11 protein-coding genes, 1 tRNA gene, 1 other RNA gene and 1 pseudogene are annotated in these 15,287 nt (G+C 46.2%); 7 read left to right on the top strand and 7 right to left on the bottom strand.

The annotated features are described in order from the left end of the window. The first annotated feature begins 14 nt into the window (after positions 1-14). Positions 15-111, top strand: an RNA gene (ffs, locus tag ACEW9J_RS13250) — signal recognition particle sRNA small type. 141 nt (positions 112-252) lie between these two features. Next, complete coding sequence (locus tag ACEW9J_RS13245) at positions 253-630, top strand: phasin family protein (RefSeq protein ID WP_373545587.1); 378 nt, start codon at positions 253-255, stop codon at positions 628-630. A 200-nt stretch (positions 631-830) separates the two neighbouring features. Here the strand turns inward: ACEW9J_RS13245 and ACEW9J_RS13240 are convergent, their stop codons facing one another. Next, the gene (locus tag ACEW9J_RS13240; RefSeq protein ID WP_373545586.1) at positions 831-1,184 is read right to left on the bottom strand and encodes an endonuclease domain-containing protein; all 354 of its coding nucleotides are present in this window, start codon (positions 1,182-1,184) and stop codon (positions 831-833) included. Positions 1,185-1,337: 153 nt separating this feature from the next. Further along, complete coding sequence (locus ACEW9J_RS13235) at positions 1,338-5,015, bottom strand: DNA methyltransferase (RefSeq protein ID WP_373545585.1); 3,678 nt, start codon at positions 5,013-5,015, stop codon at positions 1,338-1,340. Positions 5,016-5,156: 141 nt separating this feature from the next. Between ACEW9J_RS13235 and ACEW9J_RS13230 the strand changes: the two genes are divergently transcribed. The 5 genes from ACEW9J_RS13230 (at position 5,157) to ACEW9J_RS13210 (ending at position 11,472) form a co-directional block, all read left to right on the top strand. Continuing rightward, a tRNA-Ser gene (locus ACEW9J_RS13230) sits at positions 5,157-5,243 on the top strand. Between the two features lie 904 nt (positions 5,244-6,147). Further along, entirely contained in the window at positions 6,148-7,749 is a 1,602-nt protein-coding gene (locus ACEW9J_RS13225; RefSeq protein ID WP_373545584.1) for a group II intron reverse transcriptase/maturase, read from the top strand. A gap of 108 nt (positions 7,750-7,857) precedes the next feature. Next, the gene (locus ACEW9J_RS13220) at positions 7,858-8,445 is read left to right on the top strand and encodes a ParA family protein (protein ID WP_373545583.1); all 588 of its coding nucleotides are present in this window, start codon (positions 7,858-7,860) and stop codon (positions 8,443-8,445) included. A 260-nt stretch (positions 8,446-8,705) separates the two neighbouring features. Then, positions 8,706-10,001: an adenylosuccinate lyase gene (purB, locus tag ACEW9J_RS13215; protein ID WP_373545582.1), complete on the top strand. Its 1,296-nt coding sequence runs from the start codon at positions 8,706-8,708 to the stop codon at positions 9,999-10,001. A gap of 181 nt (positions 10,002-10,182) precedes the next feature. Then, positions 10,183-11,472, top strand: coding sequence for a glycerate kinase (locus ACEW9J_RS13210; protein ID WP_373545581.1), 1,290 nt, complete (start codon positions 10,183-10,185; stop codon positions 11,470-11,472). Between the two features lie 323 nt (positions 11,473-11,795). Here ACEW9J_RS13210 and dusA read toward each other — a convergent pair whose 3' ends face one another. The 5 genes and pseudogenes from dusA to ACEW9J_RS13185 form a co-directional block, all read right to left on the bottom strand. Next, positions 11,796-12,800, bottom strand: a complete 1,005-nt coding sequence (gene dusA, locus ACEW9J_RS13205) for a tRNA dihydrouridine(20/20a) synthase DusA (protein WP_373545580.1) — start codon at positions 12,798-12,800, stop codon at positions 11,796-11,798. Positions 12,801-12,838: 38 nt separating this feature from the next. Further along, complete coding sequence (locus ACEW9J_RS13200) at positions 12,839-13,228, bottom strand: GFA family protein (protein ID WP_373545579.1); 390 nt, start codon at positions 13,226-13,228, stop codon at positions 12,839-12,841. Between the two features lie 179 nt (positions 13,229-13,407). Next, positions 13,408-14,229 (bottom strand): annotated as a pseudogene (locus ACEW9J_RS13195) (cation:proton antiporter); the annotation flags it as partial. A gap of 22 nt (positions 14,230-14,251) precedes the next feature. Continuing rightward, entirely contained in the window at positions 14,252-14,758 is a 507-nt protein-coding gene (locus ACEW9J_RS13190; protein ID WP_373545578.1) for a transposase, read from the bottom strand. A gap of 55 nt (positions 14,759-14,813) precedes the next feature. Further along, on the bottom strand, positions 14,814-15,287 hold a 474-nt coding region (locus ACEW9J_RS13185), incomplete at its 5' end, for a transposase (RefSeq protein WP_373545577.1).

The raw sequence follows: 15,287 nt of genomic DNA, 5'->3' as shown, positions 1-15,287 counted from the left end.
CTATAGTAAAGACTGATTCGGCCCCGCGCGGTCGTAACGCCCAAACCTTGTCAGGACTGGAAGGTAGCAGCAACATGGGATGCTTATAACAGGCGTGGAATCCGAATCTTAAAAGTATTTGTCCAAGCTGCGTATTGCCGTAACCCGCTACACATCGGCAAACCGTACCCATCATTTCTAGCATTGAATTCGATCGAGCCTTTAAAATAGAAGCTAGATCGAAGATATTTATCATTACCTTAGAACTTAACTATGGCTGGTCTAGGCGATATCGTTCAAAAAGCATTTTATCTTGGTGTCGGACTGGCGACTGCGGCTGGAGAACAAGCTGGTGAGAAACTTTCAACCATCGGTGTTCAGGCTCAAAAACTCGCCGATGAAATGGTAGCTAAAGGTGAAATCACCACTGAGGAAGCCCGAAAACTGGTGGACGATATGATTAAGTCTGCCCAACAACAAAATTTAAACCAAGCTCCAACTGGCAATCCCGAACGCCCTCAAAAAAACACCGAGCCACGGCGGATTGAAATCGTCGCTGACGGCGAAACCAAATCGCCTGAAGATGTCAGCCAGATGCGGAAGCAGGTAGAAGCCCTGCAAGAAGAACTCAAACGGATGAAAAACTCCTAGACTTTGCCGCGCTCTTAGTTAGCGGAAAGTCCATTCAATAACACCCTCATCTTCTAGCTTATTTGCTGGAAATAGTTAGATGGGGGTATTTTAATAGCAAGAGTCACGTCCCTAGCCCCCTCAAAGGGATACCGTGTATGTATAATTCTGCTGGACTTCGTTTGGAGATCTGATTCCCCCTTTTTAAGGGGGAATTAAAATTAGAGTGAATCGGCAATTTGTTGGCATATGCGATCGAAGTCGTTCATTACGTCCTGATTGCTAAATCTGATAACTTTAATCTCATAACCTGCCAAAACTGCGCTCCTCTGTGTATCATAAGTCATTTCTTCCTCTGTATAATGTTGTTGCCCATCAAGCTCAATCGCTAATTTTACAGACGCACAATAAAAGTCCACAATGAATCTGTCGATTGGCTTTTGGCGCAGTATTCTCACTGGCAAATTGTGTAGATATTCTTCCCATAGTTTTCTCTCAGCGGGAGGAGGATTTTTCCGCATTTGTCGAGCAAGTTCGATGAGATTGTGGTTATACGGCAAGTGAAAAGTTGGCATCTTTTACATCTTCCTTGAGAAGCGAAATTGGTGTAAATCCCCCTAAATCCCCCTTTTTAAGGGGGACTAAGATCCGGATCTTAGCCCCCTTTTTAAGGGGGTTTGGGGGATTCAGATCTCCAAACGTAGCTATTAGACTACTCATAAAATTCTCTAGACGGTTTGTTGTAGCTCGGCGTATTGCCAATAGACTATCCCTGTATCTTCTCGATCGATTACAACCCCAAACCATTCTAATCGATCGAGATTTTCCGCTATTGCGTCTAGTTTCTTCTGGGTATTTTTCCCTGTGAATTGGTTGGCTATTTGCACCACCGTCCACTCGCCGCTACTGGTGCGTAAGAGGTCGCGGATGGCTGCGAGTTGAGCTTTTGGTAGTGTTGGCCATTTTTGCTGTTCGACAGGTGTTATGACGGTTTCTGGCTCGACATCGATACCTGTCAGGGCGATTTGGGTGGATTGAATTTGGGTGGGGGCTTGATATTCGGGGCGCAACCAGCGGATATGTCCATTCCGTTCTTCGGCGGCGCGTTCGGCGTTGAGGGCGACGAGGCGTTCGAGGATGGTTTCATCGATTTCAGCGGTGGGTTTGCCAGATAAGTCTTGCCAGCCGTAGGCTTCAAATACAGCTTTGTCGAGTTCGTCGTGGATTTGGTTGAGGGTGGAGACGAGGGCGCGATTGTTGTATGCTCGATCGATATCGCTAAATGGTGTACCAGCGCGGAGTTTTTCCAGCAGGTTATACATTCCGGTGATGGTAATATCGGGATGGGCGGCTTGAACTTGTTTGCGATGGCTGTCTAATCGATCGCCTAATTCTCGAATCTTTTGCTTTTGTTCTGGGGTAGAATCTGGGAAGGGGAAAGGATCGAAACATCGCTTTTTCTTATAACGAGGATCGTTACCAACACCTAATCTACCACCTGTTTCCAAAGCCCATTTCACATGAATTTGGCTAGAAAGAACTCCCAAAAAATAAGCGTCTTCAAGTGCAATGACTGCAAGTTGGACATCTGGCAAAATTTGACTTTCTAAGAAAACAAAAAATCTGTGTTTGGATGTGTCTAAAGTTGCAATATATCGATTCAAAGATGATATGCTTTTTCTTAATTCAGGTCGGTTCCTCTCAAAAAGCCACCATTTATTTCGGAGATTCTCATCTCTCTCAACAATTCGGGTTGGATAAACTCTTTCTAACAATATTTGGTATAGTGCCGGATTATTTTTTTCGATAAAAGCAGGATCGTCTATTCCACAACAATCAATTGCAAATACATTGCGGCTGACCCCAGAAATATCCTTTCCATTCTGATATGGTTTGATAAATCCCATAGATGATGCAGATATTTTTAGTGCTTCTGCTGAATCTAGAATGAATCCCTGTCCGTAGACTTTAACTCCATTGCAACATAGGTCTGATTGGGCTGCAATTGGTTTAGCTACTATTGTATTTACGCCAGAAGTTAAATCCGCAAAAATAGAGCCTACAGATTTATACGATACAACTGTTGATTCTGCTGCTAGCTCTGGATCTTCACTTTTTGATTCATTTACAATTTTGCCAATTTTAAACTGATTTAGGCTTGAATTTTCTACATTATTAGCAACTGTCATTGCGATTCTAACCGCAGCACCGCTATCTGACCAAGGATGATCTGGAATCGCAAAACTTATTTCTAGTGGATTCTTTTTAGCATCTATATGAAATTCTATAATTTTCCTGAGCCGAGGCTGACAAATAGAGTTTGTTGTTATCAAGCCAAAACCTTTAGTTTCTGAAGATGAATCTCTCGCTAATAGTGCAGCTCGATGCCACCAATACATCACATAGTCAACTGTTTCGGGTATGTCTGAATAAGTTTCTCGAAGAGTCTCACTATATCCATCACCTAGAAATTCACGCATTCGTGCATTACCAATAAACGGCGGATTTGAGACGATATAATCTGCCTTCGGCCATTCCGCAGCGCGTGGATTTAAGTATTTATAGATTATGACTCGATCGCTAGCATCTGGCACATCCTCCCCCGTCACTGGATGCTTCATCATTCGCCCACCCCAACGCGATCGAATCTCCCCCGTTTTCGCGTCTAGATCCGGCTCCATCCCGTCATAAGCCAACACCGCATCGCGACATTCGATATTCCCAAAGGCTTGTAATACAGGCTCCGGCGGTGCTGCATTGCCATACCGCTTGAAATACCATTGGAGATACCCAATCCAGATTACCAGCTCTGCGATCGCTGCTGCCCGTGGATTGATTTCGATGCCCAAAAACTGCGCCGGATTAATTTGTTCTAACCCTAATTGTACTTCGCCAGCTACATCTACCAGCCGGGCGATCGCTTCCTGCTCCAGCCCCTTGAGCAAATCCAATGTTACATACAAAAAATTCCCCGTTCCACAAGCCGGATCGAGAATTTTCACCTGACGCAACTGCGTTAAAAAGTCTTGAATCTCCTGAGTCGCTTGCTTCCGCTGCGCCGCCGTCGGCTCCTTCCCAGCCGCCGTTTCCAGCAACCGCTTTAGCTCCAACTCGCTCTCATCCCACTGTTGGCGCAACGGCTCCATCACCACCGGACGCACCAACCGCTCCACATACGATCGCGGTGTATAATGTGCCCCCAACCTACTCCGCTCCTTCTTCTCCAACGCCCGTTCTAATAACGTCCCAAAAATCGCTGGTTCCACCTGACTCCAATCCTTCGCCGCCGCTGCGTACAACACCTCTAGCTGCTCCTTGGGCAAATCAAACGCCGTCGCCTCCTCAAAAAAGCTCCCATTGAACCGCAACACCCGTTCAAAGCCAAATGTCCCGCCCGTATTCATCGTTTGCCAGAGCTGTTCGATTTCCGGCTTAAATAGCTGGGGATTGGGAATCCAGCGTTCGCGCAATGCCTTGGTAAACACCTCCCCCTTGAGCAATTCCACATCCTCGGCAAACATCGTAAAAATGCACCGCATCAAAAAGTTCGCCACCTCATGCGCCGAAACGGGAGATGGTTCGCCATCGATACCGCCTTCGATTGAGATCGAGGCTCGTGGTACAAAGTCCGCCGTCGCGGACTGAGATAAGCTGTTTGCCTTTGTGGACTTCGGATCGGGAGACGCTAAACTACTCTTAGTCCGCGTAGGCGGACTTTGCATCACGAGCGGCGGTTTCAACCGCACGCCACCCCGCATACCCGAATCAACCTGAGCATTCTCCTCCAACCACCGCGACAACTTCGCCAACTCCGCCGCCACCTCCCGCGTCACCCTAGCTCGATACTTCTCAGGATTCAGCGATTGTGGATCGGTGAAAATTGCCACAAACCTGTCGAATATTTCCGGCTGCGCCAAATCCTTGAGATTTATCTGCTGACGCGCCCCATAGCTCCCATACTCACCACTAAACCCCTCCCACACCTCAAAATGCGAACCAATATCGCAAGTAATCAAAAACGGCGGTAACGATGGCAACATCCGATTGTAAGCATAAGACTTCGCCTGATTAAATGCCTGCTGCATCGCATCCCGATAGCCCTTCGTCCCCCGCTTCCCATGCCCCTTCGCCGAATTCGTACTCCCCTGCTTTGCCTCAATCAGAAAGTGACCCTCCTTGTAAAAGTCCGCAAATCGCGTCGTCTCTGCCTTCTCACCAAAAAATTTGATATTCTTGTCAAAACAATAGCGATCGCCCTCCACACTGCCCTTCGGCGGCGGCTCCGGCACATCTAACGCCACACACAGATCGCCAAAAAAGGTTTGGTAATTCGCCCGCTCATTTCCTTCAGAACCCAACCACTTAGCGAGAAAGTCCTCAACTCGTTTACTCTGTGCTGCATTCATGGAAGTTTGAATCCGATCGAAAGGGGTCTAGCTGAGATATTCTACCGCTAAGGGGGTGACGATCGATTGCTTCGATCGAGATGAATGAGATATTTTAGCGATCGCGCCGATGAATAATGTATAATGTTTAGTGAATTACCTGGAGAGGTGTCCGAGTGGTTGATGGTGGCTGACTCGAAATCAGTTTTGGGGTTACACCCAACGGAGGTTCGAATCCTCTCCTCTCTGTAGATTATAGTGTGTCAATCTGGCTCCCTCCCCTGGATAAGGGCTGGGCTGGGAAATCCCCTCCAAGGAGCGGCGTTTTTATTCTGGGGTTCCCCCAGAATAAAAAAACGACAAGACAGGGGTGCCCGTAGGGTGGGGTGGCTAGATCTCAGTACGCGGTAGCCTCATCGAAATGAGAGAGCAAAAAATTGCTCGATTGTGCGTGGGCGATAAAGCTGCCAAACAAACCCCTAATTTATATTAAGGGGTTTGCTAAAGGTACACGCAACCTTTTACAGTAGTGCTAGAAATCGTGCGATTCGTTGAGAGTGAATCACGGTAACCAGCCCGTACATAACCTCTCCAAGCTGGCTACCAGACATGTAGCACTTCAAGGCTTGAACTGTCCGATTGATGGGGGTGCAAGTCCCTCCTCTTAAACTCGAAGATGACTGCTTATCTGCCCATACCGAACAGACTCGGAATTCTGTAGAGTAAAGCTGGGAACAGGACGCAAACAGACATCAATTGCAGATGACACTGGCGTTAATAGCGAGTCCTTATGGTGAAACAGAGCCTTGAAAAGCAACCTAAGCATGGGCAGACGCCAATCCTCAGTCTGACCTCGCCACCTAAAGAAGAAATTCCGAGGGCGTACATATCACTTGTATATCATGTGGATATGAACGGAGAAATCCCGCCGCATAGTGATTTCAATAGCGGTAAGAGTATGGGGTTCTGGCGGTTGAATTGGCTACACCTAACAGGACAATCAATCGATTGGACGGAACGAATAAAAACGTGTTTGAGGTCTGTAGGCGGTCGCGCCGACGGTAGACCAGACGAGGGGATTAATTCCTTAAACGCGGGTAGGATGACCCGTAATTGGGTCAAGGTATTCAGAGTAAATAAACTGGAGTAAATCATGATTGGACGCAGCATAATCGCTAGCGAATTATGGAAAAGCTTCAAATGGAAGAAATTCCAAAAGATACTTTTCCGGTTACAAAGACGAATTTACAAAGCAGTTCGAGTTGGAGACAAGCGGAAAGCGCGGTCTTTACAAAAGCTGATTTTAAAATCTCAAGCAGCTAGATTATTAGCCATTCGGCAAGTAACGCAGTTAAACGCTGGTAAGAAAACGGCGGGAATTGATGGTAAAAAGTCCCTCTCATTTGAGGAACGATTCACATTAGCTCATGAGCTACTTGAACATCACACCGACTGGAAGCACAAGGGTTTAAGAGAAATTCCTATTCCCAAAAAGGATGGAACCATACGGATGCTCAAAGTGCCCACAATAGCGGATAGAGCTTGGCAGTGCCTCGCAAAATACGCCCTCGAACCAGCACACGAAGCAACTTTCCATGAACGGAGCTATGGATTCAGAACAGGACGCTCGGCACACGATGCCCAGAAAATCCTGTTCCTCAACCTAAGTTCTCATAGTAATGGAATAAATAAAAGAGTGATAGAACTTGATATTGAAAAATGTTTCGACAGGATTAACCACTCTGCAATTATGGACAATCTTATCGCCCCAGCAGGACTAAAGCTCGGAATCTTCCGATGTCTAAAAGCTGGAACAAACGTAGGATTCCCAGACCAAGGAACACCACAAGGTGGCGTGGTCAGCCCACTGCTAGCCAATATTGCACTCAACGGGATAGAAAGTCTCCACCAGTCAACAGGCTCAGGCGGAAAAATCACAGAACCATCTATCCGATACGCGGATGACATGGTGATTATCCTCAAACCCAAAGATGATGCAGAGGCAATACTTAACCGAATTAGTGAATTCCTAGCGGAACGAGGAATGAAAGTCAGCGAACGCAAGACTAAACTAACAACTACGACAGATGGATTTGACTTTCTCGGCTGGCACTTCAAAGTCCAGAAAAACGGCAAGTTTCGGAGTACTCTCTCAGTGGACAACTTCAAAGCATTTCGTAAGAAGGTTAAACATATTGTCAACAACTCGAATTATGGTGCCACATTAAAGGCTAAGAAACTAGCCCCAGTGGTCAGAGGTTGGAGGAATTACCACAAATACTGCAAAATGGATGGGTCAAGAAACTCTCTATACTTCATTCAAAGGCGGGCATACACGGTATTCAACAAAGAAACGAAAAAAAATCGCGACACCAGTAAAACATTACTGGATAAAGCATTTCCATCGGTTCCATACTCCGAAAATAAACATATTAATGTTAAAGGAGAGAAATCTCCCTACGACGGCGATATCTCCTATTGGAGTGGGCGTAAAAGCAAACTCTACGACGGGGCATCCTCTGAAGCTATAAAAAAGCAGCACCGTAAGTGCGTCGCATGTGGATTAACATTCATAGGCGAAGAAAAGGTACATCTGCATCACGCGGATGGAAACCACGATAATTGGGACAAGAAGAATCTAGTAGCAATACATGAATCTTGTCACGATTACGTGCATATGACTAACAGAGGCAAAGTTGTAATAATACACGAGCCATTTGAATCTGAGCCTTGCACAAGCAAAAGAGCAATCTAAGAATATCGAGAGCTGTATGCGGTGAAAGCCGCACGTACAGATCGAACAGAGAGGGGCGGGGCTTAATAGCCTCCCTCGACTCTAACAGGAGTATCTCCCCACTAGCCGATGATTATTACCATTACTGCGCTCAAGGGTGGTGTCGGCAAGACAACCACATCAATTCATCTGGCTGCATACCTTCAGGAAAATGCGCCTACATTATTAATTGATGCCGATCGCAATCGTTCCGCGCTAGTATGGTCGCGAGAAGATAAACTACCTTTTACAGTTGCCTCTCAAGCTGGTGCTACGGCGATTATTGCCAAATATACTCACATCATCACCGATACCCAAGCTCGTCCCGAACAAGATGAGCTACACGATCTCGTAGCTAGTAGCGATCTCCTCATCATCCCCACCACCCCCAATCACCTCGATCTCGACACCACGATTAAGTCCACCGAGCTACTAGAAAAATGGGGCGCAAAATATAAAGTACTACTGACACAAGTAGACTCTCGTACCAAAACCGGACGCGCCGCTAGAGCCATTTTGGAAGAGGCTAAATTGCCCCTATTCCAGACCGATATTCCCCTCCTAGTCGCCTTCGAGCGATCGTCCAGTCGGGGAGTAATTATTAAAGATTGTGGCGACCCCCGCGCCCAATTTGGTTGGTCTAAGTACCAAGCTGTGGGGAAAGAAGTATTAGGCTAGGAGTGTCTACCCGAACTTACCTTAGGGTAGCTTGTAGGGTGTGTTAGCGTCAGCGTAACGCACCATTGGCGGTGATTTGGTGCGTTACGCTATCGCTAACACACCCTACGATAGCCACGATGGTGCATCGCGCGGACTAAAAGATTAGTCCGCGTAGGCGGACTTTGCATCATCAGCCACGATTTCAATCGTAGGCTACGATCGAAACGCCATCCATCAAACGTTATACAATGGGTTAGTTGTATTCAAGTGACGGACAAGTGATCGAACGCTATACTCTGCCCGAAATGGGTGAAATTTGGACAGATGCTTATAAATTTCAAACCTGGCTGCAAGTAGAAATTGCTGTCTGTGAAGCTCAAGCCGAATTAGGACATATTCCCCAGGCTGCTGTTGATGAGATTAAGGCTAAAGCGAAGTTTGATGTCGATCGCATTTTAGAGATCGAAGCTGAAGTCCGTCACGATGTAATTGCATTTCTCACCAATGTCAATGAATATGTTGGTGCGGCGGGGCGATATATTCATCTAGGCATGACTAGCTCGGATGTTCTCGATACCGCTCTAGCTCTGCAAATGGTAGCGAGTACCGATGTTTTACTGACTCGGTTGGAAGAAACAATTCAAGCAATCCGGTATCAGGCGCAAAAGCACCGCAACACAGTAATGATCGGGCGTTCCCACGGAATCCACGCCGAACCGATTACCTTTGGCTTCAAATTGGCTGGCTGGTTGGCGGAAATGCTCCGAAATCGCGATCGATTGGTACGAGTCCGCCAGACAATTGCTGTCGGTAAAATTTCTGGTGCTGTCGGTACTTATGCCAATATCGAACCTCGCGCCGAAGCGATCGCTTGTCAAAAGCTAGGATTGACTCCTGACACCGCTTCTACCCAGGTAATTTCCCGCGATATCCATGCCGAATTCGCCCAAGTTTTGGCCCTCATCGGCGCAAGTATCGAACGTTTTGCCGTCGAAATCCGCAACCTCCAACGCACCGATGTCTTGGAAGTCGAAGAATTCTTTTCCAAAGGGCAAAAAGGCTCCTCAGCCATGCCTCACAAGCGCAACCCGATCCGCTCCGAACGCCTGACAGGAATGGCTCGAATCTTGCGTGGGAATGCGATCGCTGCCCTTGAGAACGTAGCACTCTGGCACGAACGAGATATTTCGCATAGTTCGGTCGAACGCGTCTGTATGCCCGATTCCTGCATCATCACGCACTTCATGTTGGTCGAAACCACCAACCTGATCAAAAATCTGCTGATCTACCCCGAAAACATGGCGCGGAATCTCAACTGCTATGGTGGGGTAGTCTTCAGTCAGGGTGTATTATTGGCTCTGGTGGGCAAAGGACTCGATCGTGAAGCAGCATACTCGATCGTCCAATCCAATGCGATGGCTGTCTGGAACACCACGGATGGAGACTTCCGTAAAGTTATCTCCAATGACCCCCGCGTCACCGAACACCTCACGCCAGCAGAGATCGAGCATTGTTTCGATCCCACCCAACATCTCAAGCACCTAGATGAGATCTATCAACGCTTGAGTATCTAAAGAGAAATTTGTTCGGGGCAATGTCTTGTCTCGCTGTCTTAAAAAGTGCGGTCTTGGGTTATGCCCAAGACTGCACTTTTCTCTAAACCCTCTCGGCGAGACGGAGCGCGAGCCGCTTCCTAAATTGCCCCGAACATTTGTTAGGGCGGTCGCCGACTTATTTAAATTAGTGATTTTAAAAATGAACGATCTGATCGATCGGCTTATCAAATCTGCACTAGCCGCCGTTAATCCGTTCGACTCTATTCAAAATCACCTGCGACTAGATGGGGAGGATCTAGTTATTGGCGATCGCGTAATTAATTTAACTAATAAAGATATTCGTTGCGTCGCCATCGGTAAAGCCTCTGTGCCAATGGCTCGATCGATATCTGCACTTTTTGGTAGTCGGATTTCTCAAGGATTAGTTATTGCTAAATACGCACATTTAGGGGATGCTATATTTCCGACTAATTGGGAATGTATCGAGTCAGCCCATCCAGTTCCTGACGAGTGTAGTTTAGATGCTGGCGATCGGGTGTGGGAATTTCTCGCCGATTGTACCGATCGAACTTTAGTTCTTGCTTGTATCTCTGGTGGTGCCTCTGCTTTAGCTATAGCACCGCATAATTGGAGTACACTAATCGAGCTATTGACTAATGCGCCGACTGTCGAAATTAGTCAGGAAACCCAACAGTTAATTACGACTACTTTATCAAAGCGATCGATCGATATTAAGGCTGTCGATCCTCGCTCGAATATTTCTCTAGCAGCACTTCAGTCGATCGGGATGGCACTATTAGCGGGTGGATTATCGATCGAGAAAATTAATACGGTGCGATCGAGGATCGATCGATTAAAAGGCGGGGGTTTAGTCGATCGAGTTGGAGCGGGTAAGGTAATCGGACTGATTTTATCAGATGTCATCGGCGATCCAATTGCCTCGATCGCGGCTGGTTTAACCAATCATCCCGATGCAGACAATCTGCTCGTTGGCAATAATCGTCAAGCCTGTGAAGCTGTAGCAAGAACTGCGCGTAGTATGGGTTACAATTCGCAAATTATCACCACCGAATTGGATGGAGAAGCGCGGGTTCGAGGTGTAGAAATTGTGCGGGAGATCATTACTCATCCGCCCAATACTGTGTTAATTTATGGCGGTGAAACTACGGTCAATTTACCAGAAAATTGTCTGGGTAAAGGTGGGCGGAATACAGAATTAGGATTGGCAGCCGCGATCGAATTAGCTGTTCATAATGTCCCGGCATGGGTAGTTACATTGGCGACAGATGGTACCGATGGGCCGACAAATGCGGCGGGAGCGACGGTAAATGAGACGACAATCGATCGAGCTTTGAGATTAGGATGGGATGCTCGATCGGCACTCGATCGACATGATAGTTATCCATTCTTTCAACAATTGGGGGATCTGCATTTAATTGAGCCGACGGGGACTAATGTTGCTGATATTACGATCGCGATTCGTCCCTAACGGTTTAGGTAAGTTTGGGATCGGGATCTTTTACTAAGCGCAAGCGGTAGGCGATATATACTTGTGGGTTGCGGATATTATTTGTGAGGGCAGAACCCGGATCTGGGGGATCCGTCCCCCAGATCCACCGTGCCAGAGGCGGGACGCTCTCTTGATTCGCTAAACCCTCGGGGAACCCGAGGAGCGCGAATCGCCGCCTTCTCAAACTCTCCTGCGTATAGATGGCTTGTGAGTAGCATGGTGCGGCATTCGCTCCATGTTAGATTTTAGTTGGAGGTTAGTCAATCGAGCGAGATCTATTATCCACCATCTACTCTAGATATCTAATTCGACACTAGCAAGCTATCGCGTGGGATCTGTGCAAGTGCTTGCTCGACGACGGATGCGCCCGCGCCTGACAAGACAGATTGCTCGGTGATGATGCGCTTCCAGATCCGGCTGCCTGGCTGCCCATGAAATAGCTGCAACATATGACGGGTGATGCTGTTGAGCTTACAGCCTTTGCTCATCCAGGTATCGATGTATGGGAGCATGGCGGTGACAATTTGATGGCGGCTGGGGGATGGAGTATCTTCGCCATAGATTTGACTATCTGCAAAGGCGAGTAGATAGGGATTGTCATAAGCAGCTCTCCCAATCATCACCGCATCGACGATTTGAAGTTGGGTTTGGACTTGTGCCAAGTTGGTAAACCCGCCATTAATCTCGATCGAGAGGTGGGGAAAATCCTGTTTGAGCCGATGTACGTCCTCATACCGGAGGGGGGGGACTTCGCGATTTTCTTTGGGACTCAAGCCCTGTAACCAGGCTTTGCGGGCATGAACGGAGAACCGCTGACAGCCTGTTTGGGAAACGATCGATACGAATTTGACTAGATCTTCATAGCTATCGAGATCATCTACCCCAATCCGGTGTTTGATCGTCACGGGCAATTTTGTCGCACTCACCATTGCGGCGATACATTCGGCGACATGTTCTGGTTGAAGCATCAGACAGGCTCCAAAGTTACCGCTTTGAACGCGACTACTGGGACAGCCAACATTGAGATTTACTTCGTCATAGCCGAATTCTGCGGCAATTTGGGCGCATTTAGCCAAGTCTTGGGGATTGTCGCCACCGATTTGTAATGCTAGGGGATGTTCGGCTCGATCGAATCCTAGGAGTTTCTGTTTGTCTCCATGTAGGATTGCCATACTCGTCACCATTTCGGTGTACAGCAGGGTGCGGTGACTGATTTGGCGCAGGAAGTAGCGGCAATGGCGATCGGTTCGATCCATCATTGGGGCTACACTCAAGGGATGTGGATTTGGGGTGGGTGTTTTTAACACGGAGGGGCAATGAGGAGAGGTGTTGTGGGCGGTTGGGTTTAGCTATATCGATCGCGAATTTGGTCGATTTGTTGTTCCCAGTGGGCACCATCGAAGTCAGTAATCTGGAATCGATCGATGGGATGGTCATCTAAACAGCGGAGATTTACATCATATCCGTCTGGATGCGATCGCGGTCGATAGAAGGCATGAATTCCACAATGGCGACAAAATTGATGTTTGGCGATACCTGTATTGAAGGTATAGGTACTTAGAGCGTCTTGTCCCTGGAGTAGGGTAAATCGCGATGCTGGGACAATGAGATGAATGAAGCCTTTTTTACAGCAAATCGAGCAATTACATTTAACAGCTTCGAGTCTTTCGACTTGGACTTGATATCGAACTTGTCCACAGTGACAGCCACCAGCAAATGTTATTAATTTATTCATACTCCCTTACCACCCAAGCAATATAGCAATCCTAACTTATCAGTTAGATTGAGGTAGGGTGTGTTAGGCGTAAGCCGTAACGCACCAGTACACTCACTATTCACCATTCACCATTCACCATTCACTTACTACCCCAGATATTTAATTCCATCCTAGCAATTAAGCAAGTGAATAGATTATTATTCTATCTCAGGGAGTGAATCGTTAGCTCGATCGAAGGCAATTCTTAAAAATGGGGGAGCTAAAAATGTTGTCATAATTACCATCAGAATAATTGCTACTTCCAAGGGTTTATCGATCGCACCACTAGCAGCACCGATACTTGCAAAGACTAAGCCAACTTCACCGCGCGGAATCATCCCCACCCCGATCGCGAGGCGATTGATTCCTGGCTGTCCAAATACAACCCAGCCTGTAACTAGCTTACCAAATATCGCAATTATCATCAAAAAAGCAGCAATTAATAATCCACTGCGATGTTCGGGAATTGCCGGATTGAGAACGCCTAAATCTGCACGCGCACCCACAGTCACAAAGAAAATCGGTACTAGTAGATCGGCAACTGGTTTAATTAGTTCATCTAGTTCATTCCGAGTATCAGTTTCGTCTAATACTAAACCAGCCGCAAAAGCTCCCAAAATTGCCTCTAGATGAATTGCATTACCTAGAAATGCCATAAAGAACGCAAAAATAAATGCGGGAATAGCAATATTACCGCGAGTTTTTAGTGACTCGACAAAGAGCACAAATCCTTTATTAAAAAAGCCAGCTAATAAAATCGAACCGATCGGAAAAACTGTCACACTAACAATTAGATAAATGACATTACTCACGTCGATTTCGCCTGTTTTTGCTAGACTGGCGACGACAGCGAGGACAATAATCCCCAATACATCATCGATTACCGCAGCACCAACGATAATTTGCCCTTCTTTAGATTTGAGTTGCCCTAGCTCGGCTATAGCAATCCTATTTGATTTACTGAGAAAAATGATACTGGTGAATCTTGGGGAAATTAAATTTTTAAGAGTCATAAAATAACTCAAGTAGCTTTTTAACAGCCCAAAAAGACTTACATAAATACCAGTATTTTATCAAGAAGTTCTTCGCTTGTAGCCAAATATCTTCAACCGGATTTTGTTGAGGAGCATTTGGCGCAAATAGGATGCAAGTAACTTCTAGATTATCTGGTGACTTGGATTGATTGACTTCCGTCAAATATTCTCTAAATTCACCTATAGTCGGTGCACCGACTATAAACCTATGGTAACTAGCTCCATCCCAAATTAAGACGATTTTTTGATTCGGATATTTACCCTGTAAATTCTTAACAAACTTTACCGTTGATTCACCATTACCTGCTGGATAAGCTTCAATTGTAAATTCATGCGTTTGATAGTTAAGGGATCCAAAATAAGTTTGTCTATTTTTTTCATTTTTAATTGGGACTTCAATTCTAATTTTAGTTTGTCCCCATACATATCCACAGATATCTCCATTGAGTAAATGATACTCATCTATAAACAACACTGCTATCGCCCCTACCTCAATCTCTGTCTTGTGTTTAGCTAAAAATTCATTAATCTCAGATCGCTTTTTTTACTAGCTTTTCGTCAAATTGTGAATTGACTTTCTGAGACCTTTTCCATCTAATCTTTCCAGTTTTAAATAGATCGTAGTAACTCTGCTTTGATTTGTACACAGCCTCATACTTATCCTCTAAATGATTAATTAATTCATCTAAATGCCAATATTCTGTAGCTTTCAGCCACTCGATTATTTCTCTTCTTTGTTCGGCTGTTAATTTACCGATCGCGCCTTGGTCTCCTAGTTTAATTCCTGCTATTCCTCCGACCTTAAAAGCTCTTTTCCAGTCCCTAACAAAGCTTGTACTTACACCTAATAAGTGTGCTATTAGGCGATCGGAATATCCTTCGAGCGACATTTTCACGGCCAAGGCTCTTTTTAGTTCTCTGGGATCTGAATTGCTTTTAATCAAACCTTCCAGGCGGACGATCTTGTCAGATTTTTCTTGCTGTTTTATCAGGAGATTATCCAT

It is taken from the genome of Chamaesiphon sp. (genome assembly GCF_041737865.1).
In the GTDB taxonomy this organism is placed as follows: Bacteria; Cyanobacteriota; Cyanobacteriia; order Cyanobacteriales; family Chamaesiphonaceae; genus Chamaesiphon.
This window is presented reverse-complemented; position numbering and strand designations above follow the sequence as displayed.